The sequence below is a fragment of the Vibrio sp. AIC-3 genome (assembly GCF_013114515.1).
In the GTDB taxonomy this organism is placed as follows: Bacteria; Pseudomonadota; Gammaproteobacteria; order Enterobacterales; family Vibrionaceae; genus Vibrio; species Vibrio crassostreae_C.
This window is the reverse complement of the sequence record NZ_VTXG01000027.1, coordinates 18,826-43,971: the sequence shown is the minus strand read 5'-3', so window position 1 is coordinate 43,971 and position 25,146 is coordinate 18,826. Positions and strand designations below refer to the sequence as shown.

28 protein-coding genes and 1 pseudogene are annotated in these 25,146 nt (G+C 44.3%); 4 read left to right on the top strand and 25 right to left on the bottom strand.

The window, feature by feature from the left end; genetic code table 11:
- Window positions 1–31: 31 nt before the first annotated feature.
- The 9 genes from F0229_RS16955 to F0229_RS16915 form a co-directional block, all read right to left on the bottom strand.
- On the bottom strand, window positions 32–877 hold the full coding sequence (locus tag F0229_RS16955; protein ID WP_029235170.1) for an MBL fold metallo-hydrolase: 846 nt from the start codon (window positions 875–877) through the stop codon (window positions 32–34).
- Between the two features lie 18 nt (window positions 878–895).
- Window positions 896–1,384 carry a GNAT family N-acetyltransferase gene (locus F0229_RS16950; protein ID WP_029406105.1) on the bottom strand — a complete coding sequence of 163 codons (489 nt, stop codon included), beginning with the start codon at window positions 1,382–1,384 and terminating at the stop codon, window positions 896–898.
- A gap of 80 nt (window positions 1,385–1,464) precedes the next feature.
- Window positions 1,465–2,082 carry an RraA family protein gene (locus tag F0229_RS16945; protein ID WP_102333295.1) on the bottom strand — a complete coding sequence of 206 codons (618 nt, stop codon included), beginning with the start codon at window positions 2,080–2,082 and terminating at the stop codon, window positions 1,465–1,467.
- Between the two features lie 2 nt (window positions 2,083–2,084).
- Window positions 2,085–2,498, bottom strand: coding sequence for a GFA family protein (locus F0229_RS16940; protein ID WP_017068325.1), 414 nt, complete (start codon window positions 2,496–2,498; stop codon window positions 2,085–2,087).
- A gap of 411 nt (window positions 2,499–2,909) precedes the next feature.
- On the bottom strand, window positions 2,910–3,248 hold the full coding sequence (locus F0229_RS16935; protein WP_171733312.1) for a hypothetical protein: 339 nt from the start codon (window positions 3,246–3,248) through the stop codon (window positions 2,910–2,912).
- A gap of 218 nt (window positions 3,249–3,466) precedes the next feature.
- Window positions 3,467–4,075, bottom strand: coding sequence for a sugar O-acetyltransferase (locus F0229_RS16930; protein WP_171733311.1), 609 nt, complete (start codon window positions 4,073–4,075; stop codon window positions 3,467–3,469).
- Window positions 4,076–4,171: 96 nt separating this feature from the next.
- A complete protein-coding gene (locus F0229_RS16925; RefSeq protein ID WP_017068321.1) occupies window positions 4,172–4,546 on the bottom strand; it encodes a VOC family protein in 375 nt (124 codons plus the stop codon).
- Window positions 4,547–4,611: 65 nt separating this feature from the next.
- Window positions 4,612–5,310: a pseudouridine synthase gene (locus F0229_RS16920; protein WP_102333290.1), complete on the bottom strand. Its 699-nt coding sequence runs from the start codon at window positions 5,308–5,310 to the stop codon at window positions 4,612–4,614.
- Entirely contained in the window at window positions 5,310–5,471 is a 162-nt protein-coding gene (locus F0229_RS16915) for a hypothetical protein (RefSeq protein ID WP_171733310.1), read from the bottom strand. Before F0229_RS16915 ends, F0229_RS16920 begins: the two co-directional genes overlap by 1 nt.
- Before the next feature lie 209 nt (window positions 5,472–5,680).
- On the opposite strand from F0229_RS16915, the gene F0229_RS16910 reads away from it, so the two are divergent.
- Window positions 5,681–6,082 carry a YkgJ family cysteine cluster protein gene (locus F0229_RS16910; protein ID WP_171733309.1) on the top strand — a complete coding sequence of 134 codons (402 nt, stop codon included), beginning with the start codon at window positions 5,681–5,683 and terminating at the stop codon, window positions 6,080–6,082.
- A gap of 53 nt (window positions 6,083–6,135) precedes the next feature.
- On the opposite strand, the gene F0229_RS16905 is transcribed toward F0229_RS16910, so the two are convergent.
- The 11 genes from F0229_RS16905 to F0229_RS16860 form a co-directional block, all read right to left on the bottom strand.
- On the bottom strand, window positions 6,136–6,537 hold the full coding sequence (locus F0229_RS16905) for an NUDIX domain-containing protein (RefSeq protein WP_171733308.1): 402 nt from the start codon (window positions 6,535–6,537) through the stop codon (window positions 6,136–6,138).
- Window positions 6,538–6,766: 229 nt separating this feature from the next.
- Window positions 6,767–7,147, bottom strand: a complete 381-nt coding sequence (locus F0229_RS16900; RefSeq protein ID WP_017059209.1) for an STAS/SEC14 domain-containing protein — start codon at window positions 7,145–7,147, stop codon at window positions 6,767–6,769.
- Between the two features lie 112 nt (window positions 7,148–7,259).
- A complete protein-coding gene (locus F0229_RS16895; protein ID WP_171733307.1) occupies window positions 7,260–7,763 on the bottom strand; it encodes an HAD family hydrolase in 504 nt (167 codons plus the stop codon).
- A gap of 28 nt (window positions 7,764–7,791) precedes the next feature.
- Window positions 7,792–8,736, bottom strand: coding sequence for an NAD(P)-dependent oxidoreductase (locus F0229_RS16890; RefSeq protein ID WP_171733306.1), 945 nt, complete (start codon window positions 8,734–8,736; stop codon window positions 7,792–7,794).
- Between the two features lie 96 nt (window positions 8,737–8,832).
- Complete coding sequence (locus F0229_RS16885) at window positions 8,833–9,297, bottom strand: ASCH domain-containing protein (protein ID WP_171733305.1); 465 nt, start codon at window positions 9,295–9,297, stop codon at window positions 8,833–8,835.
- 262 nt (window positions 9,298–9,559) lie between these two features.
- Window positions 9,560–10,615 (bottom strand): glycerophosphodiester phosphodiesterase, encoded by a 1,056-nt coding sequence (gene glpQ / locus F0229_RS16880; RefSeq protein WP_171733304.1) that lies wholly within the window; start codon window positions 10,613–10,615, stop codon window positions 9,560–9,562.
- Window positions 10,616–10,692: 77 nt separating this feature from the next.
- Complete coding sequence (gene glpT, locus F0229_RS16875; RefSeq protein WP_029235174.1) at window positions 10,693–12,066, bottom strand: glycerol-3-phosphate transporter; 1,374 nt, start codon at window positions 12,064–12,066, stop codon at window positions 10,693–10,695.
- 492 nt (window positions 12,067–12,558) lie between these two features.
- The gene (locus F0229_RS16870; protein ID WP_017059204.1) at window positions 12,559–12,813 is read right to left on the bottom strand and encodes a DUF3297 family protein; all 255 of its coding nucleotides are present in this window, start codon (window positions 12,811–12,813) and stop codon (window positions 12,559–12,561) included.
- A 242-nt stretch (window positions 12,814–13,055) separates the two neighbouring features.
- The gene (locus tag F0229_RS16865) at window positions 13,056–13,490 is read right to left on the bottom strand and encodes a GNAT family N-acetyltransferase (protein WP_017059203.1); all 435 of its coding nucleotides are present in this window, start codon (window positions 13,488–13,490) and stop codon (window positions 13,056–13,058) included.
- Between the two features lie 66 nt (window positions 13,491–13,556).
- A complete protein-coding gene (locus tag F0229_RS22015) occupies window positions 13,557–13,691 on the bottom strand; it encodes a hypothetical protein (protein ID WP_017059202.1) in 135 nt (44 codons plus the stop codon).
- Window positions 13,692–13,714: 23 nt separating this feature from the next.
- Window positions 13,715–14,845, bottom strand: coding sequence for a PcfJ domain-containing protein (locus F0229_RS16860; protein ID WP_017059201.1), 1,131 nt, complete (start codon window positions 14,843–14,845; stop codon window positions 13,715–13,717).
- Between the two features lie 235 nt (window positions 14,846–15,080).
- On the opposite strand from F0229_RS16860, the gene F0229_RS16855 reads away from it, so the two are divergent.
- The 3 genes from F0229_RS16855 to F0229_RS16840 all read left to right on the top strand — a co-directional run bounded on the left by F0229_RS16855 (window position 15,081) and on the right by F0229_RS16840 (window position 18,108).
- Window positions 15,081–15,503 (top strand): universal stress protein, encoded by a 423-nt coding sequence (locus F0229_RS16855; RefSeq protein ID WP_017063967.1) that lies wholly within the window; start codon window positions 15,081–15,083, stop codon window positions 15,501–15,503.
- Between the two features lie 293 nt (window positions 15,504–15,796).
- On the top strand, window positions 15,797–17,368 hold the full coding sequence (locus F0229_RS16845; protein WP_171733303.1) for a cryptochrome/photolyase family protein: 1,572 nt from the start codon (window positions 15,797–15,799) through the stop codon (window positions 17,366–17,368).
- Entirely contained in the window at window positions 17,368–18,108 is a 741-nt protein-coding gene (locus F0229_RS16840; protein WP_171733302.1) for an SDR family oxidoreductase, read from the top strand. Before F0229_RS16845 ends, F0229_RS16840 begins: the two co-directional genes overlap by 1 nt.
- A gap of 147 nt (window positions 18,109–18,255) precedes the next feature.
- Here the strand turns inward: F0229_RS16840 and F0229_RS16835 are convergent, their stop codons facing one another.
- The 5 genes and pseudogenes from F0229_RS16835 to F0229_RS21925 form a co-directional block, all read right to left on the bottom strand.
- Complete coding sequence (locus tag F0229_RS16835) at window positions 18,256–19,140, bottom strand: PA4780 family RIO1-like protein kinase (RefSeq protein WP_029235559.1); 885 nt, start codon at window positions 19,138–19,140, stop codon at window positions 18,256–18,258.
- Window positions 19,141–19,300: 160 nt separating this feature from the next.
- On the bottom strand, window positions 19,301–19,435 hold the full coding sequence (locus tag F0229_RS16830; protein ID WP_081324519.1) for a DUF2256 domain-containing protein: 135 nt from the start codon (window positions 19,433–19,435) through the stop codon (window positions 19,301–19,303).
- 336 nt (window positions 19,436–19,771) lie between these two features.
- Window positions 19,772–23,488, bottom strand: a complete 3,717-nt coding sequence (locus F0229_RS16825) for an AAA family ATPase (protein WP_171733301.1) — start codon at window positions 23,486–23,488, stop codon at window positions 19,772–19,774.
- Window positions 23,489–23,493: 5 nt separating this feature from the next.
- A complete protein-coding gene (sbcD, locus tag F0229_RS16820) occupies window positions 23,494–24,747 on the bottom strand; it encodes an exonuclease subunit SbcD (RefSeq protein ID WP_017067000.1) in 1,254 nt (417 codons plus the stop codon).
- Between the two features lie 213 nt (window positions 24,748–24,960).
- Window positions 24,961–25,134 (bottom strand): annotated as a pseudogene (locus F0229_RS21925) (porin family protein); the annotation flags it as partial.
- Window positions 25,135–25,146 lie beyond the last annotated feature (12 nt).

Here is a 25,146-nt window from a genome sequence, read left to right as displayed (position 1 = left end):
TAACTAACATCCATCTAAGGTTTGACCAACGCTACACATGAATACGCCGACCTGTCGGCATTGCTTCCAGACGCTTGCCTAATACTTCTTTCAACAACTCATAAGCTTTCTTGCCTGTGCAGTGCCCTGTATACAGTTTATCAATGGGGTATTGAGACAACGTCAATCCAAGATCTCTAATGTCTTGCTTTGTGCCACCAATACTATTGAACAATGGTAAGCCCACTAGATGGAAGCCCCCGACAACCGCTTTTATTCTCTCTCCTGGGAACAGAGTAACCGCTGTATCAACCATATTAAGAACGCCACTATGCGCACATCCCGTGAATATAACTAAACCATCTGGCTCTTTAATCACTAACAGTAATTCATGATCAAATGAGTCGCGCTCCCGTCGATTTTCCGACTGTGTATAAAGGTATTTATTACCCTTAGGTTGTTCGTGTTTCACGCTAATATCTGTGATAGCAAAGACATTTGGGGCGATCTCAGTAGTACGATTAACGAAGACTAACCGCTCGTTGCTGTTTTCTAGTAAGTCCGGATTGATCCCGACATCACTTTTGAAACCGAAAGCCCGGAAATGATAGCTTTTCTGTTCGCAATTTTTCAGAAACACTTTGGCTTTAGAGTTATGAGCAACAAAATCAGCGGTGCCATTACAATGATCATGATGCCTGTGTGATATGACAGCGAGGTCTACATCTTTAATATCAATACCCAGTAATGGTGCGTTTTGACAAAACGTATCGCCACTTCCCATATCGAACAAGATCTTTAGCGATTCAGTTTCAATATGCAGTGATAGTCCGCGCTCAACGGCTAAATCTTTCCTGTTATCCAGTCGAGAGTTATCAACCAGCGTCGTTATTTTCATAGTTCCCTTTTGATTCATTTACGAATCGCACATTGCCCAACGAAAATAAGGTCTTTGACCATCCATTCGCTCAACCTCTGCACCCAACCTTTTGTAGAAATCATGCGCTTTCTTATTATGTGGACTTGCCGTCCATGAGATGTGAGAGGCATATGATGACTCCGCTTGTGACTTTAAAGCCAACATAAGTTCACGGCCATACCCTTGTGATCTTTGATTTCCTGTAACCAATAGGTCGTCAAGCCAGATTGATGGCTCTCCACTGAAGGATGAATATCGATAGTGATACAGTGCGAAGCCAAAAGGCTCACAATTCCGTTCTAATATTAATGCATGGGCAAATGCGTAATCACCAAATAATGTGCGTTCGATTTTCTCTATAGTTGTCGAGATTTCACCACTAAACCCTTTCATACTCCGGTCAAAGTCAGCTTTTTGTTCAATAAACTCTAACAAGACACTTGAGTCTTCTTTCGTCGCAGTCCGTACGATCACTCTCTTCTCCATGGATGAATTTATTCGTTGTCGCCTAACGCCTGTTAATTGATGACAAATGCCACGCATTACAAATCAACTTGCTGCACCAATTAAGTTTTTTGTTTCGCAGACGTTATTGCTTGGGCTATTTTAGCCCTATGACTCGTTTCCCACTCAGCGAGTGTTAATGAAGCTTCGTCACTTGCTTTCTTTGAAGCCATTAGAAACACTTCATCTTTTCTTGATTTAGGAATAACGACAATACCCTCTACATCAGCAACAATGATATCTCCCGTATACACCTTTGCTCCCCCGCAAGTGATTGGAGCACCCAATTCAGAATAGACCTCTTTCTTTCCCGGTACTGGATGAACACCTTTCGCAAAAACTGGAAAATTCATATCTGAAATTTCATTCAAATCTCGAATGACACCATCAATAATAAAACCTTTGATACCTCGACTCTTAGCGACTGCGCATACATTACCGCCGGCTACTGCATATTCGCTATCAACTCCATCCACTACAATGATGGAACCTTTTGGTGCTTCGTATATGGCTGAATGAAGCATTAAATTATCACCAGACGTTAACTGGACAGTAAACGCTTCTCCAAAAATTGGCGGCATTCCCTGCCAAAGAGGACCAATACTAAAGTCAATAAAGTGCTCGTTACTTAGTATGTTTCCGTAATCGGTTGTCGCTAATTTAGAAAAATCTCGCTTCATATTTACTCTCCACTTTCAAAGTGGGCAAATACCTCTGCACCAGTCATATTATGTGTTTCATTTTTAAATTCGTAGTATTCGGGCTTTTCATCGATGAATATCTGATGAGTTAACTTGTAGTCATCCCCAGACATCAATAAACCGACAGGAAGGTGATACTGATTATTTGGCACTAAAAAGTAAAACAAGTGAGTACCACATTTACCGCAGAACCCTCTCTCAGCCCAATCGGATGACTTATATCTCACTACATTTGATTCACCTGATATTTTGACGGAATCAGAGCAATCAATGACTAACATCGGACCGCCAGACCAATTTCTACACATACTACAATGACAAGCCCCCAATTCATTACTGGCGTACTCTACTTCCAACTCAACTGAGCCACATAGGCACTTTCCTTTACCTTTCATGAATCCTCCAATCTTTGCAGTGTGTGAAATGAATAGCAGATAACGCTTTTTATACCGATGACTTAATAAGAAAGGTTATTTTTTGTTTCCCTTCTTCGACAGATACGCGGCATACTTTTTAGAAATCCAATTATGAATATGAAGCCCTGTTTTACGAACAAGATACCAATCTATAGCAACTAGAATCACCAAACCGATTACAGTTCCCATTACAAAACCCCCATGCTCATTGAAATGCCACTCTACCAAATAGTTAAGAAAGGCACCGTGAACCTAAACTAGATATGGATAGTTACTTTAACTCAGGAAGAATTACGAGGCATAACGCTTAGCTACGCTGTGAGTGGATGTGTACCATGTCTGAGTTCGGCACGCGTTTACAATTCAGATTTAGGCGCCTTGTTATATGTTTTACTTACTAATATGCCAAGCCATTACACCACTAGTAATAAGTAAAAATACACCTATCAATCCGACATTAACTGCAAAACTTACTTTATTACTTTCGTCTTGAAAGTCATTGGTTCGGGACACAAGTTCACGATGAATCATTAACGATAAAAAGTCTTGATTAGCTGGATTGTTACCATCAAATGTAATGCCTGCCAATACAACAAGTAAAACCCCGGCATATGCAATGTAGTCAACCAAGTCTATTGTGGATAGGTAATCAAAAAAATTGCGAGAAATTAGCAGAGCTACCGAGATCACAACAAGATAAGCTAAAATCCCTTTGAGAAAACCCTTCATTGAAACTCCCTGTACATATAACAGCTATCAAACAGAAAAATTCTGCACTAAAACCCAGAATAATTCGGTCTAGTTTCTAAGATAGACAGGCAATATGCAACTAAGCCATTACATAATAATGGCTTATGTCACAGCTAATTTCAGCTATGTGGAAAATGTAGAATTTTTCTGTATAGCATGACGTGCCGTGAGACCCTCACAATACTGCGAAAAGTCGCTTACTTTAGTTCATCAGGAATGCGGCGATCTTTGTGGTAATACTCTCGGTCGCGTTCGTTGATTTCGCGTACCACACGGCATGGGTTACCGACTGCAACTACATTTGCTGGGATGTCTTTGGTAACGATGCTCCCTGCGCCTATTACTGAGTTTTCACCAATGGTGACACCGGGAAGTACGACGGTGCGCGCGCCAAGCCATACATTGTTGCCAATACGAACGGGAACATTGAACTGCGCTGCTTTTAGCCTGAGTTCTGGGCTGATGGGGTGTGTACCAGTGGCTATGGTCACGTTAGGCGCAATCATCACGTTGTCGCCGATGAATACGTCTGTGTCGTCGACCAGAGTTAGATTGAAGTTCACGTATACGTTGTTGCCTAGGTGGGTGTGACGCCCCCAGTTCGCGTGTAACGGCGGCTCGATGTAGCAGCCCTCACCGACTTCGGCGAACAGTTGCTTCATGATTTGTTGTCGTTTATCACCTTCGCTCGGGCGAGTATGGTTGAAATCGTATAGCACTTCTAAGCATTGAGTTTGCTCAGCAACCAAATCAACGTCGTCACAGTAGTAAACGTCTTGGCTGTGCATTTTAGCCTTTATATCCATGTTTGAACCTATTTGATCATTGCCTTATGTCGGCATAAATAAAGAAACAGATGGATAATTTGAAGTTTTCACTCGCCTTAATGCAAGTTGGATGAATTAACGCGGCCTGATGTTTTCAGCCACACGCCACAGCACACCACTTGGGTCAGTGATACAAAACTCAAGCATTCCCCAAGGCTGTTCAACAACCTCGGAAACGTTGACTTCAAATTCCGACACTACATTAGAGTTTTGAATGTGTTGATACCAACTTTTTACGTCTTCAACCAGCAAGTGCATCATGTAATTGTGACAGTGCGCAGATTCATAAAAATTTTGCAGAAGGAACGCACAACTGCCGTGTCGTAGATAGGCGATATCGTGAAATTCAGACATCACTTCGAAGCCGATTGACTGGTAAAAACGCTTAGATAAATCGAAGTCTTTCGCGGGCACGAAAGACTTAATTTCTGAGACTTTGAGGTTTTCCATCCTACATCCTTATAGTGTTGATGTTCTTGTGCTGACACGCTTAACGCTTTAAGTGGTTACGGTGTTTATTCAGAGTCTTGCTGAAATGAGTCGACTTCGGCTTTAGTTAGATAACGCCACTGGCCTGCTTCAACATCCAAACGAACGTCACCAATCTGTTCACGGTGTAGGCCAACAACTCGATTCCCGACCGCAGCAAACATTCGTTTTACTTGATGAAACTTGCCTTCTGTAATGGTCAACAGCACTTCTTTACTGGTAATCACCTCGAGCTCTGCCGGACGCGTCGGCTTTTGTTCGCCCTGCAATTGAATGCCCGCTTTAAACTTATCAGCGACATCGTCTTTGATGTCTCGTGACAATGTCACGCGATACACCTTCTTACAAGACTTGGTTGGCAGCGTAATATTGAATGACCAGCGCCCATCATCGGTAATTAAGACTAAACCTGTGGTGTCGGCATCTAAGCGCCCTGCGATGTGCAGTTCTGATGCTTTGTCTATCTCGATGTAGTTGAACAATGAAGGATAAACTTCATCGACATTAGAACAGATAGTACCCGCAGGCTTGTGCATTAAGAGGTATCGAAATTCACGCAATTTAAGCGGCATGCCATTAAACAAGATGGCGTTGGTTTCATGAACCTGAGTCGATTCATCGGTGACTGTTTCACTGTTTACGTTCACCTCGCCATTATGGATGCGTTCAATCGCTTCAGGCTTGGTTAGGTCAGTGCTTTTACATAGGTATTTATCAAGGCGCATTAATCATCGGCACCACATTTAGCACAAGGCTTGTAAGTTCGTTCATGTTGCTCAATAACCACATAGTCACCAACGCACTTGTCACATAAAGCGAGCTTTGGGTAAGCCTCTTTTTGTTTCTTTGCGTTAATGTTGCCTTCGGCGGTGTATACGGTTCTCATCTTGATGCCTTTGTTTGAATAACGTGAGAGGCGCAAATTGTATCACTGTTTACAGCTTTGATTGGAGTGGTGGTGCATAGATAAATTGATTTTAAGCACCGCCATTCCAAGATCCCTCCCCGTAACGGCTTAACCATGAACAACAAAATCAACGTGCCACGCCTATCAGTGGTAAAATGATAAAAGCTCACCAACTTATGAAGTCGATAATGAAAGATTGTAATCAATGCGGAAAATGCTGTATCAAATACGGAGATGGCGACCTTGCCGCGACTCAAGAAGAGATCGATTTGTGGGAGTTGTTCAACCCAGACATCTTTGAATATGTTCGAGGAAGCGAGATCTGGTTCGACCCTGTATCTGGCGAACGTTTAACTCGCTGCCCTTTTCTGGAGCTGGTTCCGACGAAAGACACCAAGGCTCAAGCCAAGTACACATGTAGCATTTACTTAGACCGACCAGAAGATTGCCGACACTACCCAAGCCTAATTAATGAGATGGTACGAGATGAGTGTGAAATGATTGAGGTGGTGGATTTACAAGACACGAAGAAAGCTCAAAGGAAACTCGACCTGTTGATGAAAGACAGCCGCCCTTCAAGCTATTCGTAAGCGATGATCTTTTGAAGAGCAATCTTCAGCATGAGCTAATATCAGATAAAACCTTAAGCCAAATATTGGTTCGCTTCTAACCAATCAAGCGCAACCAGTGCCGCCAATGAGCATACCGCTCTATCGTTGCCATCAACAAACTTAAGCTCTTCGATTTCAGCATCTGGAGACAGTTCGCCAGTATAATCAGCAAGATAGCAAGTCAATCGCACCGATACGCCTTCCGCTTTGCCATCAGCTTGGCCTGTAAACGTCTCGACGTATTTGATGGAGTCAGGCACTAAATCAACTGAGATCTCTTCTTTGATTTCGCGAACCAGTGCTTGCTCATCACTTTCGCCAGCTTCACGCTTACCACCCGGTAGATAGAACAGTTCTTTGCCTTTTGATCTGACCATCAACAGCTTGCCGTCTTTGATGAATATCCAAGCCAGCTTATCAATTACCTTATGCATGTCGTTAGACCTTATTTCTGTTTTAGTTCTCGTTCTTACTGAATCAAGCCACACCATTAGTCGCGACCAAACAAAGCCTGGGTATGTTACACGCTGGAATGAATATACTCTATTGAATCGAATAGGAAATATCATAGCCAAAACAAAAAATGACAGCTTTTAAGCACAATGCTCGTTAACCGTCATTAGCGTTATTTATTGGTTGTTCGCTAGCGGTCCGTAGATAGAATCAATCGACTAGCCACTTAAGCGCAGAGTCATGGTCTTCGAATGACTTAATCTCACCCGACACAAACCAACTGCCGACTTTTGATGCCATTTCTTGCCAGCTTTTATCACCATAAATCGCGATTTTGTCTATCTTCGAATTGAGCTCTAATCCCAGTTTGAAATCATCCCAAGCAGCACGCAACTCCCAACCCGTTAAGGTGGAGATGTCGACCAGCATCTTGAGTTTAGATGAATCGAGTTCTTCTAGCGTGGTATTTAGAATTGGCATCATTGCTTGATAGTCATCGTGTGTGAGTTTGCCTTTCGCTTTAAACACAACGATGGTTTCACCGCTAACACGTTCAATTCCAACCGATATTCCATGACGTTCGATACTCATAACCTAGCCCTCATAGTGGAAACTAAAGTTAGCTTAGAAGATTAAACAGCAAAGAGATGAGAGGCTTGCGTCAAAACAGACAAGCGCTTTATCTGAACTTAATATCAGAGAGTTAATCGCGCTTTTCCAACAGTTCGCTTAGGGATTGAACTTGCATGACATTCGGATGCTGTGACTTAAGCTCAACTCCTTCCGTGTTCAACCACACCGCGTGCAAACCCGCTTCAAGTGCTGGGTAAATGTCTTTCTCTATAGTGTCGCCAACCATGGTGATGTCTGGTGGTGCAACACCGAGCTTAGAAATAATGGCAGGATAGAACCCCGACTCGAACTTAGAAAAGCCAATGCTCGCCTTACAAAAGTAACCCAAGATATATTGAGACAGGCCAACGCGCTCAAAGGCACGAATGATGTCGTCTTTACTGGAATCACCAGCATTGGTGGCAACGTAGACTTGATGATTTTTGGAGAGTTCAGCCAGTAATGCACGAGCACCACTCACTTCTTGTACCGTTTCCCAGTCACACATCTTCCCTTGTGCGTCTGGGAAATCGACCATCAGCGTATTGCCCCAGTCGAATAAGACTATTTCTGTTAATTCGATTAGCTTTGTCATCTTGCCTCCTGCATTAGTCATCGCGCCTTTATAAGCCATCTCTTTGATAGGACAGAATGTTGTCGAAAGCGATATCGAAGTAGAGTTCGTAGCTATTTTGTTCAACATAGCCCAAATGTGGAGTCGCTGTGACGTTTGGTAAGGACAATAGCGGTTCGGTGTCTATTGTTACTGGCTCACAATCGAACACATCAATAGCGGCTGTTTTGGTCGGTATCTCGCGTAGTTCATGATACAGGGCCATCGGTTCGACTAACTCGGCACGGCTGATGTTCACAAACAGTGAGTCCGGCTTCATCAAGCTTAGGTCGTGTGCCGTAACACATCCTCTGGTCGCATCATTCAAACGCAAATGCAAAGAAAGCACATCAACTTCTCGGAAGAAGTCTTGTTTAGTTGTTGCTGCTTCAAAACCATCTGCTTGCGCTTGATCGCGTGAAGCTTTGCTACCCCACACTACGACAGGCATCCCAAATACTTGGGCATATTGTGCAATGCATTTGCCGATCTTGCCGTAGCCCCAAATACCTAGCTTTAAGCCCTTCAAAGTTCGACCTAGCCCTAACGAGCCAGAATACTGCCACTGGTTCTGTTTAAGGTTTGAAGCGTAAGTGGGAATGTGGCGCGATGCAGCCATAATCAACGCCCAACATAACTCGGAGGGCGCAACTGGCGAGCCTCGGCCTTCTAAAACGGTGATGCCAAATCGTTCACACATTTGCGGGTCGATATGGTTACTCACTTTACCCGTCTGGCTAATAAGCTTGAGGTTTGGGAGCTGCGATAACAAAGTTTTGGTGATCTCGGTTCTTTCACGAATGAGCACAATGGCTTCAAACGAGACCAACTTAGCGACGAGCTCTTGCTCTGAGTATGTCTGGGTAAATACAGTGACATCGTGTTGTTCGAGTTTGTTGAAGCAATCGAGGTCTTTTACAACGTTCTGGTAGTCATCCAATATCGCTATTTTCACATCACTCTCCTTGTGATTGTTAATCATCTGGCGTTGGTCAAATGAAGGTCAAAGTGCCATGCCTTCCGATTCAACACATCACGCGCTGGGACTTCACTATTTATAAACCACTTTAAAACGCTCCAACATAAGTAACATGTCTTCACTTGGTGAGATTTTGAGCTCTTCACATTCACGAGAGAAGAAGTTCCAGTGAGCTTCTTTCCACCATTCGAGTGTTTTGTCACCCTCGCCTTCGGCAGCAGCAAACTCCGCCGTCACTTCGTTGTATTTGCACGACGACACCGACGTGATCTCAACAATACATACGGGCTTACCATCCCAATCGGTGACGACTTGCAAGTGACCAACTATGGGTCTCGTCTCGCCTTCATGGGTATACCAGTGTTCAAGGCCGCAGGACGCCTGTTTTTCACCTTTTAAAATCAACTGTGCGCAGAGGTTAGCGTTGTACTCGTCGGCGCAGTAATAATCAGCACTAAAGGAGGTGTATTGCGAAGCAACGTCTGCTGGTAATGTGTTGAGGTAGCTATCAAGATAAGCTTTGCTTCTTTCTTCCATGATCTTTCCAAATTCAATATCAGGTTGAGCCGATAAACACTTATAGATTAAGCATCTGGCTGCATTGGGAGTAACCTATCAAGTCAGGTTATAGCTGTAAACCGAGTGAATATCAAAATGCGGGCTGAGAAAGAAGAATATAGGTAGGATTTCGAGGCCAGTACAAGGAGATCCAAAAAGTGAAAGAAGAGCCAAAAGCACCTTTAGTCGGTGCTTTTGGCTCTTAGTATCTCGTTACTAATAGCTTGTAACTGACGGGGTATTAACGGTTCAAGAAGTCGACCGCTTTGTCTGGGAAGTCGGTAAACACACCATCAACTTTGACTTGGTTGTAGAAGACATCCAACATGCCATCAAAGTTATCAGCATAAGCTGGGATTCTTCCTGGGTCAGCACGGAACGTGTACGGGTGAACATCTAAGCCCGCGTCTTTTGCTGACTTCATTAACGGTTTAATAATGATGTTATCTTTGGTCGATGCATCGTCCACCAACATTGGCTTCCAAGGGCCTATTCCTTCCGCATAAGACGCCACTTTTTCCATGCCACCAGCTTCAAACATCCAGTCGTAACTGTACGGCGTTGCTTTGTCACCTTGGTACGTCATGGTTTCATTCCAATCTGTATAAGCCATCAACTGAACGAGCTTAAGATCCATTTCCATCGCTGGCATGAGCTCATCGTTAATGCGTTGAAGTTCATTGGCGTCAAAACACTGCAAATACACTTTGTCGTCTTTTGATAGGTAACCATATTGATGCAAGGTTGCAAGTACCGCTTTGGAGATATCTTTGCCTTCGTGACGATGGAACCAAGGTGCTTTAATTTCAGGATAGATGCCCACGTCATAACCTAAGGTCTTATTTAGGCCTTGGATCAGCTCGATCTCTTCTGCAAAGGTAGCGACACGAAAATCAGACTGCCACATTGGGAAGCGCGTTGGGTACCCTGCCACTCTTTTACCTTGGTCATCGAGGTTAAAGCCTTCGGTCACTTTCAGGGATTTAATCTCAGCGAGCGTAAAATCAATCGCGTAGTAGCGGCCATCGTCACGTGCACGATCTGGAAAGCGATCCGCGACATCGGTGACGCGGTCTAGATAATGATCATGCAAAACCACTAATTGGTCGTCTTTGGTCATCACGACATCTTGTTCGATGTAGTCGGGTTTCATTGCGTAAGCGAGCGCTTTAGCGGGTAAAGTGTGTTCAGGTAAATAACCAGAAGCGCCGCGATGCGCAATCACTAAAGGATCGGCGAACGCATTTGTAGATAAACTTAGTGCTAATAAGGTCAGAGACAGTGACGTTGTTTTCATTATTGTTTCCCTTGATAAAACAGAAGCAGGATATACCTGCCTCTGTTGTTATTTATAGATGTGATTCAGTAAATACACTACTGAGCTAGCGCTTCTCTCTCTCGTTCGAGATCTTTTTGTTTATGGTGCGCACGCTCACCTAAGAAGGCGTAAAGCAGACAGATGATTGAAGCCACACAAGCGCCGACCAAAATAATGAAGCCGCCATCCCAGCCGTAATGGTCAACCATAAAGCCGAGTATTGCGTTCGCAGCAACCGCGCCACCTAAGTAACCAAACAAACCCGTTAGACCAGCCGCTGTACCCGCTGCTTTCTTAGGCGCAAGTTCCAGTGCATACAAACCGATCAGCATTACAGGACCATAGATAAGGAAACCAATCGCAACCAGTGCCAGCATATCAACCGTTGGGTTACCTGCTGGATTCAGCCAATATACCAACACAGCGACTGTCACTAGAACCATGAACAAGATACCTGCAGGTGCACGTCGGCCTTTGAATAACTTATCTGAAATCCAACCACACAATAAGGTGCCAGGGATACCTGCCCACTCATACAAGAAGTAAGCCCAAGATGATTTATCTACAGAGAAGTCTTTTGCTTCTTTTAAGTAAACTGGAGCCCAATCGAGTACGCCATAGCGGATAAGGTAAACAAACGCATTGGCAATAGCGATTGACCACAACAGCTTGTTAGAGAAAACGTACTTAAAGAAGATCTCTTTCGCCGTCATTTCTTTCTCATGAGACGTATCGTAGTCGTCTGGGTAATCGTCTTTATGTTCTTCAATCGGTGGTAAGCCGCAAGATTGAGGTGTATCTCTTACAGTAAACCAAACAAAGACAGCAACGAGAGTGGCAAAAAATGCAGGAACATAAAAAGCGGTTCGCCAATCGTCGTTAAAAGCCCACAGCCCCAACAAGAACATTGGGCCAATCAAACCGCCACCCACGTTGTGAGCAACGTTCCATACTGACACTATCTCACCACGTTCTTTTCGTGACCACCAGTGAACCATGGTTCGTCCACAAGCTGGCCAACCCATACCTTGGAACCAACCATTCAAGAACAGCAGGATAAACATCGCAGTGATGCTGCCTGTTGCCCAAGGCATAAAGCCAAAGCAGAACATCACCAGTGCCGACATTAACAAGCCACCGCTGAGGAAGTAACGAGGGTTAGAACGGTCAGAAACACTGCCCATTAAGAACTTAGATAAGCCGTAAGCGATAGATACCGCCGCTAATGCAACCCCTAGTTCTCCACGGCTAAAACCTTGTTCAATGAGATAAGGCATCGCCAAACTAAAGTTTTTACGGACTAAGTAGTACCCCGCATAGCCAACGAAGATGCCAAGAAACAGCTGCCATCGTAGTCGTGTGTAGGTGCTATCGATCTTATCTGATGACAAGCGATCGATATGCGCCATAGGTTTGAATATTCCAAACATAAGAACCTCATAATTATTGGGCGAAGGAAGAATTTAAATGCTCGAACGAAAAATTTAGCGCTCATTCGAAATCAAGGGAATTGTATGTGCTTCAGGATTAATTTCTGTGATAGAGGTAGTTATTAACAAAAAATAACTTTAAATACAGCATATTAGTTTCATTTAATTAGACTGCGCTTCATATTTTTGTTTGTATCTGTTTAATTAAACATCAGAACTTTCGAGTACGAATAAATCCAAAAAGAGCGAGCGAACATAAATCAACCAACAACAACTTTGTTATTACTGCGAATGCATAGTGAATAACAACAATTTTGGTTTTATGAAGGTGGTTTGGGCTATTGATTAAAGAAGTTCGCTAAAATCAATGCAAACAAAAAGGGTCTAGATTTCTCTAGACCCTTTTAGGTAATAACGCTTGGTGGCTTGATGTCGGCTAATTAAGCAAACATTAGCTAATTACTCGAAGTATTAGCTAGCCACACGACATGATTATGCGTCGATGTAAAAAGCTTCTACAGTGCCTTTTAGAGTAATAAGCATTGGCTGACCAAAACGATCTAGCGCTTTTGGAGAAGGGATCTTAACCCAACCTTCGCTGATGCAGTATTCTTCAACATCAGTACGCTCTTTACCATTTAGACGAATGCCGATTGGGTATTCGAAACACTCAGCAACGTGGTGTGGGCTGCGTGGGTTGCCTGCAAGATGATCTGGTAAAGCTGGTCTTGAATTAGTATCGCTCATGTTCATTACCTGTATGTACGTAAATAAAAAAAGTGCGTCATTCTAGTCAATATAGGCTTTGTGCTCAACAACTGCTGCAATAAATCGTCTTGATCGTTTTAATCAACAGCTAGTTGTTTGATTTAAAGGCGATATCGGCATGAGTTTCAACGAAAATTTAACAGGTTTATGCATTATGGATGAAAGGGAGAAATTCATTACTCGAACGGCAGATAAACTAATATCAGGCTTTTATTCCGAGCTTATCGATTAAGCTCAATACTCATCACTTTATGGTTCGGTTCTGATTCGATATTTACGATTGACCAACCTAGCCCTTGGTAGAGACCCATGATATTGGTGTACGCGTAGAGTTGAGTTTGCACTGCAGAAGAAACCTGTCTGACACCACGATTAATCAGTTCACTGGCAATGCCTTGACCGCGCCATTGAGGGTCGACAAACACAGCGTTGATCCACACTACATCACGAACTTGGTGAGGTTCTTGAAAATAGGAATACGCCAAGCCACCAATGACCACATTATCGCGAAGTACTGTTATTACTGGAGGGAGTTGTACGTTTTCTTTATATGTATCTTTAAACTTGAAATCAGACCATTCACTTTGAAATAAGCCCTCTAACTCATGCCAATAAGGTGAGTTTTCATCGCAATTTCTAAAGATTACTTTCTGCATTTTTCCGTCCTTTTAAAGAGAGTAATTCGGCTATCCTAGCCTTGTTTAATCTAAGTGTAGGTAAAGCTACTCTTCTTCGTCGTAATCGTCTGCTGGGTCTTGATTAATTTCTTCGCCGCATCCTAGGCATTCACCTTGCAGATCCGTAGGCATCACAATAATCAAACCACAATGAGGGCAAAGATCGCCTTGTTGAAACATCCTGTATTCCTTCTACTTAATGGCTATTGCTTAGGATATTTTTGCTTACTCGCTTCTAGCCAGTCGTGAATCACTTGGCGAGCGGATTCCGACGGAGGTGCATTTCGTTTTCCGCAGATTTGGTCTATTTCAAAAGGAAATGCTTTGCTCGGGACGCGGCGTAAACCTATGGTTAAACGCTGAGGCTTGAGCATGCGGAACACCACATAACGATCGCTCATGATTCGGTTGTGATACACGCCAATACAGTGCTTCTGCTCGATGCCTTCGTGTTCAAGGTCGTAATAATCCGTGAGCGGATGAATGTTGTCATTGCCAAGTAAAGGAACGGGATAAGGGATGTCTTTATCCATTGGGCAGTTACCCTCCAAGCGTCGTAATTGGCGTTGCTCCGTCCAGCGGTCATGCAGTTGCTCAAACATCGCAAAAGAGTTCTGACTGGTAATCGCACGCAGTGGATCATCCATCTCCAAATCTTGCCCTAACAATATCGCATCTTGGAACATCGCCATCTTCGACGGTGCATTAAGTCTACCCTCTTCCACCATTGCAATCCCTAATCGGCTGCCAGTTAGAAATGGATGAACTTGGTCCAAACGCAGGGCTGTGTATCCAACTTTTGAGTAATGCTTAAACTTAAGGACTCGTCTTTGCAGCGGTTCGAGAATACGAACAATGTGGTCGAGTTCATCACCAACATTGTAATGAAGCTCTAGCTTGTCGATGAATTTGAGTGTCGCCTTGCTGCCGTCTAAGCCCAACTTGGTAAGGATCTTCTTCTGCCCTAAGCGACTTAGTGCCAGTGCTTTCTTGTTGTCGACACTGTATTTCATGCAGATCAAAGCCAAAATAACAGGCCTTAATTCAAGCAATTGCGCGGCTTCATAAGTATTCGCAGCAAGCCACAACATCTGGTATTGGTATTCTGGAAAGTCGTCGGTGATTTCACGATAACGCGCAGGTAATGAATTTAGCCAACGACCATTCACGTCAAACTGTTCAACAAGGTTGAGGCTCAGCCCAATGCCTCCATCAAGCGGTCGTCTACCATCTTCAAACACATGAAAGCCGACGAGCTTTTGAGACCAGTCTCGGATCTCAATATCGTAGTCGAAACCTAATGTTCGAGTGGGAATGGTTAGTAGTGCTGTCATTGATGCCTCTTCGTTATTGGCGCATTGAACTATCAAGCCTATCTAACAGCATAAGCTAGCGCTTCAACCACTATATCAACCTTTTGTAAATTTCTTACCAATCAAAGCGATATAAATACGATAGTGCTTAGAAGAACATTGAATGATGATTTTACGGAATATGAGATCTCTTCGATATCATTTGCGTCAACAGAAACTATGCTTGTTACATAACTCACAACAAGAGGCTTTAATTATGGATTACCGACATATTCTGGTCGCACTTGAACTGTCTGACGACACCAAGATTCTCATTGATAGAGCGACCTTCTTCGCTGATAAACTGGAGGCTGGCATTTCATTTGTTTATATCGATGGTACGCATGGAGAAATTTATCCAGAGCTCGTTGATATTCAGGGAAATGACGGTGATTTACCCATCAATGAAGATGCCGTTAAGCATTTGAAAGAGTTTGAAGCCTACGCCAAACACCCAATCAAGCACATTTTCGTGGGAACGGGTGATTTGAACGATAAGCTCAAAAATGCCATCGAAGCCAACGGCGTTGACCTATTGCTATGCGGCCATCACCATGATTTTTGGCATAAGCTCATCTCCCATTCTAAACAGATCATCGATACTTCCCCTATCGATATTCTCGTTGTTCCAATGGAATAGAAGCTCCAGTTCGACACTCAAAAATAACCGGCATTGCCAACCTCTATCGGTATTATTGGTTGGCTTGATATCCTCTTCAACACACTCATCCTGATCGAAATCTCCTATTTCCCACTTAGAGTAGTCATTTGTGATCTTGTCAGCCTATCAACTCGTAAGCGTCTAATAATTAACAAATCACGTCATTTCGATTTGAATCAACGTACTGAAATGTACGACCCAGACCATGCCTTCATCAATCAATGGACAGGCGGTAACGCAGTCACAACAAGCCTCACAAACCAGGACGCATTATGAAATTTAAAACGGTACGACTTGTATTAGGTGACCAACTCAACATTGAGCATTCATGGTTTAGACAGGTTAACGATGACGTTATTTACATCATTGCTGAGCTAAAACAAGAAACAGATTATGTTGCCTCTCACGTTCAAAAAGTGGCCGCGTTTTTCTGTGCGATGGGTTACTTCGCTAACGAACTCAAAGAACAAGGTCATCAAGTACTCCACCTTACTCTTGACGACACAACGCAATTTGAAAACCTAGACACACTTCTAAAGCACTATGTACACGAATTCGGCGCAGAGAAATTCGAATATCAAAGGCCAGATGAATATCGCCTTTTAGAGCAGATGAACAAGCTCAAGCTCACCAATGCGACCAAAGGTTGTTGTGATACAGAACACTTCCTCTTTCCATTCGAAGAGATCGAACAACAGTTTCCGAAAGACAAACACATCATGATGGAGCACTTCTATCGCCGAATGAGAAAGCGTTTCGACATTTTGTTAGAAGACGGAAAGCCCGTTGGCGGCAAATGGAATTACGACGCGAACAATCGAAAGAAACTCAAGAAACAAGACATCGAAAACCTGCCTCAGCCGCTAATGTTTACCAATGACATAACCGACATTTTGCAACGTATCGAACGTCACCAAGTACAAACCATTGGTCAAGTCGGTAACCAGTTACTATGGTCGGTGAACCGCGCACAAAGCTTGTCTCTACTCGCTCATTTCTGCCAAGTCTGCTTGCCGTTATTTGGGCAGTTTCAAGATGCGATGACGACAGAGCACGACTCTAAATGGAGCTTGTATCATAGCCGTATATCGTTCTCGCTGAACAGTAAACTGCTGAGCCCTAAAGAAGTGATTGATGCAGCACTGTCGGCCTACCAAGCATCCTGTCTTCGAGACAGCTCACCAGATAAGCCAAGCATCGATATTGCACAGGTCGAAGGATTTGTACGCCAAATACTGGGGTGGCGAGAGTACATACGCGCCGTCTATTGGGCAAACATGCCTGCTTACGCCAACAAAAACCATTACTCAGCACATAATAACCTGCCCCATTACTTTTGGGACGGACAAACCAAGATGAACTGCATGAAGCATGCGATTGACCAGTCTCTTGAGTTTGCTTACGCGCACCACATCCAAAGGTTAATGATCACTGGCAACTTCTGTTTAATCACGGGTATAGACCCTGACCAAGTCGATAGTTGGTACCTCGGTATTTACGTCGACGCGATTGAGTGGGTTGAAATGCCAAATACGCGAGGTATGGCACTTTTTGCGGATGGCGGGATCGTAGGAACCAAACCATACTCTGCCAGCGGTTCCTATATCAACCGCATGAGTGACTACTGCAAAGGCTGTCACTACAAGATAAAAGAACGCAGCGGCGAGCAATCTTGCCCTTTCAATAGCTTGTATTGGCGCTTTATGGACCAGCACCGCGATGCGTTAAACCGCAACCCACGTATGGGCATGTTATATCGCTCTTGGGACAACATGGATGAGCAATCACAACAAGCGATTCTCGATACTGCTGAACAACGAATCACAAACTTGGAGAACTTATAATGGTGGAGCAACTCAGATTACACATATTGGTGGTCGGTGGGAGCGGCGGTATTGGTTTCGCTGTGGTTAAACACCTATTATCTGAGCTCTCTCGGTTTGATTTTCTTGATGTGCATGTAGACGCGACTTACCACTCTCAACAGCCGGAACTAGAAAACAATCGCTTGAGCTGGCACAAAGTCGACGCCACCGACGAAGCTGATATTAAGCGCTTGAGTTCTGAGTTTGAACAACTTGATTGGCTGATCAACTGCGTGGGTATGCTCCACACTCCAGATCTTGGACCGGAAAAGAACTTGTCTTCCATCGACCCTGAGTTTTTCCTCAAAAACATCTCTGTGAATACCCTGCCCAGCTTGTTATTAGCAAAACACTTCACGCCGATACTTAAAGCGAGCGACAATCCAAAGTTTGCTGTGGTATCCGCAAAGGTTGGCAGTATTTCAGACAACAGATTAGGCGGTTGGTATAGCTACCGCTCATCGAAAGCAGCCCTAAATATGTTTATCAAAACCATGTCGATCGAATGGCAACGCACCATTAAGAAAGGCACCGTGTTGGCTCTGCACCCGGGCACGACAGACACAGCTCTGTCGAAGCCTTTTCAGACCAATGTCCTTGAAGGTAAGTTGTTTGAGTCAAGCTATGTCGCCCATCAGTTGGTCGATATTATTCGCACTGCTACACCGGATAACAGTGGGCACTTCTACGCTTACGATGGTGAACAGTTAAATTGGTAATTGATACGAGTGTCCGTCTTTCATTAGTGCTAAAAAAGAAAACCCAACAGAGTTGAAGCTCCATTGGGTTTTTATTTAGAAAGAACGCCTCTGTTTTAAAAGGCGTTTGGTTGATATCTAGCTAAAGATCAAAACTGATCATCACGATTATTCAGCCCAATTGAACTTAGTATCGTCAACACCTTCTTTCTCTTCTTTAGCTCGCTCGCGTCGATGTTGTTCTTCAATTCGCGCAGCGTCTATCTCTTGCATGATGGCTTCGATATCAGCCAAGTCGTCGGTTTCCGTAAACTCACCCGTCAGTTTGCTGTCTGGCTTCAAGTCGCCTTTCTCGTACAGCGCCCACATTTCCTTGGCATACTCGGTTTTTGCCAGTTCAGGAGCAAACTGAGCGTAATAGTCACGGATGTTATTGATGTCACGAGCCAGCATCCACTCAGCGTTGTTGTTAGCCGAAGCGTCAACCGCTTGTGGTAGGTCGATAATTACTGGACCGTACTCATCCACCAATACGTTGAACTCAGACAAGTCACCATGGATCAAACCAACACACAGCATTTTAACTACGTAAGTCATCATCACGGCGTGGTCTTCGATCGCTTGCTCTGCTGACATAACGACATCGTTCAAACGTGGTGCAACGTAACCCTCATCGTCAGTGACCAGCTCCATAAGCAGTACGCCATCAAAGCAACCATAAGGGACAGGCACACGAACACCCGCTTCTGCCAGTTTATATAAGGCATCCACTTCAGCACTTTGCCAAACCTTTTCTTGTTGTTCACGACCAAAGCCAGAGCCTTTTTCCATCGCTCGAGCGCGGCGGCTATTTCGGACTTTTCGGCCTTCACGATACGCGGTCGCTTTTTTGAAGCTGCGTTGGCTTATTTCCTTATATACCTTGGCACAACGGATCGTATCGCCGCAGCGCACAATGTACACCGATGCTTCTTTGCCACTCATGAGTTGGCTTGTCACCTCGTCGACTAAACCGTCGTCAACTAAAGGCTGTATTCTTTTAGGTATCTTCATGCCGCCTTTATACATCACTTATCTTACAGATAGAAATATTAACTTGAGAAATGAATGACGAAACGATTAAAGGATCATCAAAATTACGACAAAGGAAGGAAATATTGGAGTTAACGGGTTTAGATCATGAGGATTGACCTGATCTATTCAGATTATGGGACTAAGACTTATTACGACGACAACGTTCAGAACAGTAGATCACGTCATCCCAACAGCGCTGCCATTTTTTACGCCATGCGAAAGGCTTTTGGCAAACAGGACATATCTTAGTCGGTAAATGGGGTTTCTTGTGCATGGCCGTTCCCTTCTTGAAGCATCCACTTCCTGCGTTTACTAGAGATTCCCTATTACGCTCGTACCTCGCTTTAGGGAATGACGAAGGTAATGCGAACAAATCTAGATTCCCTATTACGTTCGTACCTCGCTTTAGAGAATGACGAAGGCAATACGAACAAAGCCTAGTTCTCTATGACGTTCGTTCCTGACTTTAAGGAGTGACTGCGTAGTGATTTGTGACTACTCCCGACTCCGTCATCCTCGAGAAGGAGGAACGACTGAGTCGGGGATCTGCTTCATCTAGCTCTGTTTCTATTTCTGCGCAGATAAATTTAGCAAGAACCAAAGTAACAACCTAAGCGACAACCTTGTACTGCTTCTCCATCTCACTCACACCTAAGCCAGAGTGTTTTGTCACTTTAAGCTGAACGGGCACTCGCTCTTTCAGTGCTTCAACGTGGCTAATGACACCGATCATCTTGCCTGATGCATTCAAGTTATCTAACGCGTTAAGGGCAATGTCCAATGTGTCACTATCCAACGTGCCGAAACCTTCATCTAAGAACAGAGAATCAATACTGGTTTTGTAGCTCACAAGATCAGAAAGCGCTAATGCCAACGCCAAGCTCACCAAGAAGCTTTCGCCACCTGATAACGTCTTGGTATCACGCATCACATCGCCCTGCCATGTGTCGAGCACTTGCAGTTCTAAACCATCGTCGGCTTTGCGTTTAAGCTCGTAACGACCATGCAAACGCTGTAGCTGCTTGTTCGCAAGGTACACCAAGTTTTCCAACGTTAAACCTTGGGCAAACTTACGGAATTTATCGCCGTTCTTAGAGCCGATAAGTGAGTTCAGACGTGAAATATCATCAAACTCGACTTGTTGCTCGTCGATCTGCTTAAACAGATCTTGCTGATTGCTGCGGTTCTGGCTATCCGTTTCAAGATTGGCAGAAATTGCGCCGATCTTGGTTGCATGGCTTTGTTGTGCGTTTTGACACTCAGTCGTCGCTTCTTCAACTTGCTGTTGGTCTTGCTCTTGCCATGCTTTCGCATTTTCGTGATTTAGTAGATCCACTTGTGTCGCTTTGGCGGCGTTCAACCTAGCTTGCGCACTGACAATCGCTTCGTCTAAAGACTTCTTCAGGCTTTGAAGTTGAGTTCTAACCTCTTCATCTAACAACGCTGCTTCAAAATTAGCCTCATCTTCGAACGGGCTAGTTTTCAGCGCTTCTAACCAAGCATTCGACGCTTGTGTGTAGCTCGATTGCTTACTGACTAACTCGTCCGAGAAACCAGTGTGTTTGGTTTGCTCGGTTCGATGTTCAAGTTCGCTGCGGTTAAGCACTAACTGCGCGGCATCAAATGCATTTACTGCTTCAGTGACTCTTTGCTTCATCGCATTGCTGGTGGCTTGAATGTCTTTGTCACCAAACAACTCTGTTCTTTCAGCCGTTACACGAGTGAGTTCTGACACTAAAGACTCACTCTGTTGCGTCAGTGTCGCAAGCTCTTTCTCAGCGCTGCTTAGCTTGTCGTCTAACGTTTTCAATTCGGCATTTTGAGTAATCAGTTGCTTCTCAATATCGGCCTGTTGCTGTTTGGTTTTCTGCCATGTGCTTGATGCTTGCGATTTCGCAGTAAACCAATCATCGATATGTTCAAGTTCAGGCGCTTCGATAGAAGTTTGAACAATGCTCTCTTTCAAAGCGTTCCATTGCTGCTCTTTCGCTTGAGTTATCTGAGTCACTTGTTCGTTTGCGACTTGGTTTTGCTTATTCAGATCCGCTAAGCGCTGCTCAGCTAACTCTAAATTAGACTGCGCTTTATCAGCTTCGACACTCGCAGACAGGCGTTGTTTCTCAGCTTCGGCATAATGCGCTTTAGCATCACTCAACGCTTTGAGTTGCTGTGAGATCTGACTTAGTTGAAGTTCACACTGCTGAGCAAAGGTCGTAACCGTAGCTTCATTTCCTAAATCGTTAATCGCTAGCAGCGCCAGTTCAGGAGCCGTGCCAACGAAATCCGATAAGCTCTGTTGAAGCTTGCCGACGACGCCTTGCCAATTCAGCTGAGCTTGTTGAATATCCGCTTGCGCACGTTGAATGTCATCGTTAAGCGCCACAATCACAAGGGTAAGAGAATCTAACTGCTGACGATGCTCTTGGCCTTCTTTCTGAATCGCTGCTAATTCTTGTTCCTCAAGCTCTTTCTGGGCATTCAAATCCTTCGAACTTTGTGATTGTTCGATCGCATGGTCTGTTGAACCACACAATGGACAATCCATACCTGGCTTCAATGACGCTCGGTATTTCGCAAGGTCACCTTCTTGATCAATTAAGCGAACTAAACGTTCAAGTGAGGTCTTTTTTTCTTGGTATCGCAGAAGCAACACTTCACGCTCTTTCGAAAGCTTGTCGACCAACTGGGTGTTGGTTTGATGTGCCTGTGTTTTTGCGTGCAGCTGTTGTTGGGCATTTAGGAAACCACGATTGATCTCGAGTAATGAGTGCGTATTGCGATTCCAAAACTCCAACAGATCTTTTTGCGAATTCAACACTTGCTCGCTAGTGTTGCCTTGCAAGGCTTCCCACTGTTGCTTTGCACTACTCTCGAGAACAACCAATTCAGCTAAAGTTTTATCTTGCGTTGCTTTAGCATCTTGCGCGGATTTGATGATCGTTTGATGTGCATCAACTGCAAACAAAGCTTGCTTCGCTGAATTCAACTGCTCTGAATGCTGGCGCTCTAGAGTACGAACTTGCTCGACCTTTGCTTGCCACTGACCTAGGTATTTTTCCAGATGTTGGTCAGCTTGATGCGTATTTAGGTACTCAGTGCTGAGTTTATCTTGTTGCTTCAGTGCATCTGTTTTTTGGACTAAAACAACCTGTTGATTGCGCTGCTGCGTATGTTGCTCGTTAAGCGTATTCGCTGCATTAACGGCCGCAGTTTGTTTATCTTTGAGTACGACGATTTGGTTATCTAGCGGACGCACCAGATCGATGATCTTCTCTTGATCTTGTTGCTCGGTTTTTACCTGTTCGACAATCGCACTGCTTTGCGTCAGTTTAGTTTGCGCGTCTTGCTTTTCTGCATCACGCACGGCAAGTAACTTGGTGCTGTTATCTAGGTGAGCTTGAGTAGTGTTCACCTCTTGTTCGCAACGCCTTAAATCTTTGTGCATTGGGCGCAGCTTTTCAGCTGGTGCACTGTTTGCCAAACGCTCTAGCGCAGGTTGGTTACGGTCTAGTTCATCTTGAGCTGTTTTAAGATCGTGCTCACTGGTCGCGATAGTTTGCTCAGCTTTTGTCACGTCTTTCCACCAGCTAAGATGCGCTTGCCACTCTTTTAACTGCTCAGACAAACGCTTCTGCTCGGCTTCTAACGTTTCTCGTTCTGCGGTTAGCTCTTTGATTTGCTCTTCAGACAGTAAGCTCACACCTTCTGCTTTCGCTTTAAGGTGATTAAGTGACTCTTCACTCGACTTAAAATGATCGTAGATACGCTCTGAAATCAAGCTATAGACTTCTGTGCCTGTTAACTCTTCCAATAACTCTGCACGGTCGTTAGCATTGGCATTTAAGAACGCCGCAAACTCCCCCTGAGACAACATGATGGATTTAGTGAAGCGCGAGAAATCGAGCCCTGTAACCTGCTCCACCAGCTTGGTCTTCTTGGTCAACATGGTCTCTAAGACTTTGTCGGTGTCCGCATCGGCAAACTCGCACGTTGGCGTTTGCAATGCGCCATCGTGTTTTCCACGCGCTCGCTTTTGGTGGAAATTAGATCGGTACGTTTTACCTTGAACTTCAAATTCCAGTTCAGCAAAACACTCACCCGTGCCACGCGTCATTAATTCGTTGTTGCCTTTAGCGATGCTCTTTAAACGCGGTGTGCGGTGGAACAATGCCAAACAAATCGCATCAAGAATGGTGGTTTTACCCGCCCCTGTTGGGCCAGTAATCGCAAACAGACCATTTTCTGCAAACGGTGATTGGGTGAAATCGAGCTTCCAACGTCCTTTCAAAGAGTTCAGGTTTTCAAATTCTAGGCTTAAAATCTTCATACTGGTTACTCTTCTACTTTGTTTGGCGCTTGAGCGCTCTCAGACACTTCAACCATCACTTGTTTAAACTTCACCGTCATGCGCTCTAAACGCGCTTTTTCAGAATCCGTTTCAAACTCTTCTAAGGCAATACGCTTGCTAAACACGTCCATCGGGCTCAGTTCAGATAAGGTTTCTGCCGACTCTTGCTCTAATGCTTGATTACGACGCTCTCTTGCACGGCGCAGTTGAAGTACTTCAACGTTCAAGCCTTCGGTCAATGCACGCATACGTTCTTGGAGATCTGAAAGGTAATCTTGCGCTTGCACTTCGATCGATAACCACACGCTTTGTTCGCTATCTAAACCTATGTATTGGTTCAGCTGAGATTCGATCTCGCTCAAGTCGCCTTTGATTTCAGCTAGAGGTTGGAATGTGGGAACAGGCAATTGAGAAATGGTGCGCTCACCTTCAACAAACTCAACAACACACACTTGTTTCTGAGACTTAAGTTCATCAAAACTTAGTGGGATTGGAGAGCCTGAATAACGAATGTATTCACGCTTTGCCACCACTTGTGGGCGATGGATATGACCAAGTGCGATATAGTCTGCGTCTGGGAAGCCATCAGCGGCGAAACCATCAAGGTTGCCGACATAGATATCACGCACAGAATCCGATTGTTGGACACCCATCGCCGTTAAATGACCGGTAGCGATAATCGGCATGTGCTCGCTGTTTACAAACGTCGCGCGCTTAGCAACCGCCGCATCATAAACACTTTGATAATGCTGTTTGATTGCATCGCCGAGTTGCTTCTGACGCTCAACGCCAGTGACACCCGCCTGGCTCATCAACACATCGCGAGGGCGAATAAAAGGAATGGCACAAACCAGCGCTTCTACATCGCCGTTCTTGCCTTTTAGTTCGACAACCTGAGTCGCATGATCTTCATTGGTATTAGGAATCACGTCTGCGCCCATGTATTTGAGCAGCTGTTGTGTCTCTTTAAGCACAGAGACTGAATCGTGATTTCCACCTAATAACACCAATTGGCAACCGATCTTGTTCGAATCGACCACAAACTTGTTATACATCTCACGAGCGTAACTCGGCGGTGTACTGGTATCGAAAATGTCGCCAGCAACAATGATCGCGTCGATGTCGTGCTCTGTAACTTGCTCAAGTAACCATTGTAAAAACCGTTCATGTTCATTCTTACGGCTTTTATTGTAGAAGTTTTGGCCAAGGTGCCAATCGGACGTGTGAAGAATCTTCATTGCTGCTCACTGGAAGTCGGTAATACCTTTAATCTACCAAAATAGTCGAGATAATTCCCTTTTATAAGCTTGTGAAAACCAACTAATTTCAGGCTTTGGACCAACTCCGCCCATAGCGTGACCAATCGTTATTTTTGACATAAAAAAACCGCTCAACGTTAGAGCGGTTTTAGGTGTCCATAGCTTTAGCTTTAAGCTATTTCACAGAGGTCGTCAAAAATTGTACGAAGCGCCCAGAGTTACTGTGCTAAACGCTACATCACGGCTTGCCAGTCTATTACCATTCGGGCCGAAGAATTCGATATTTACTGCATCTGCTTGTGAGATTAAACGTAAGGTTAGGCTTTCTACTGGCGTGTATTCAACACCTATACCAAAATGGAAGCCTAATTACGCGCA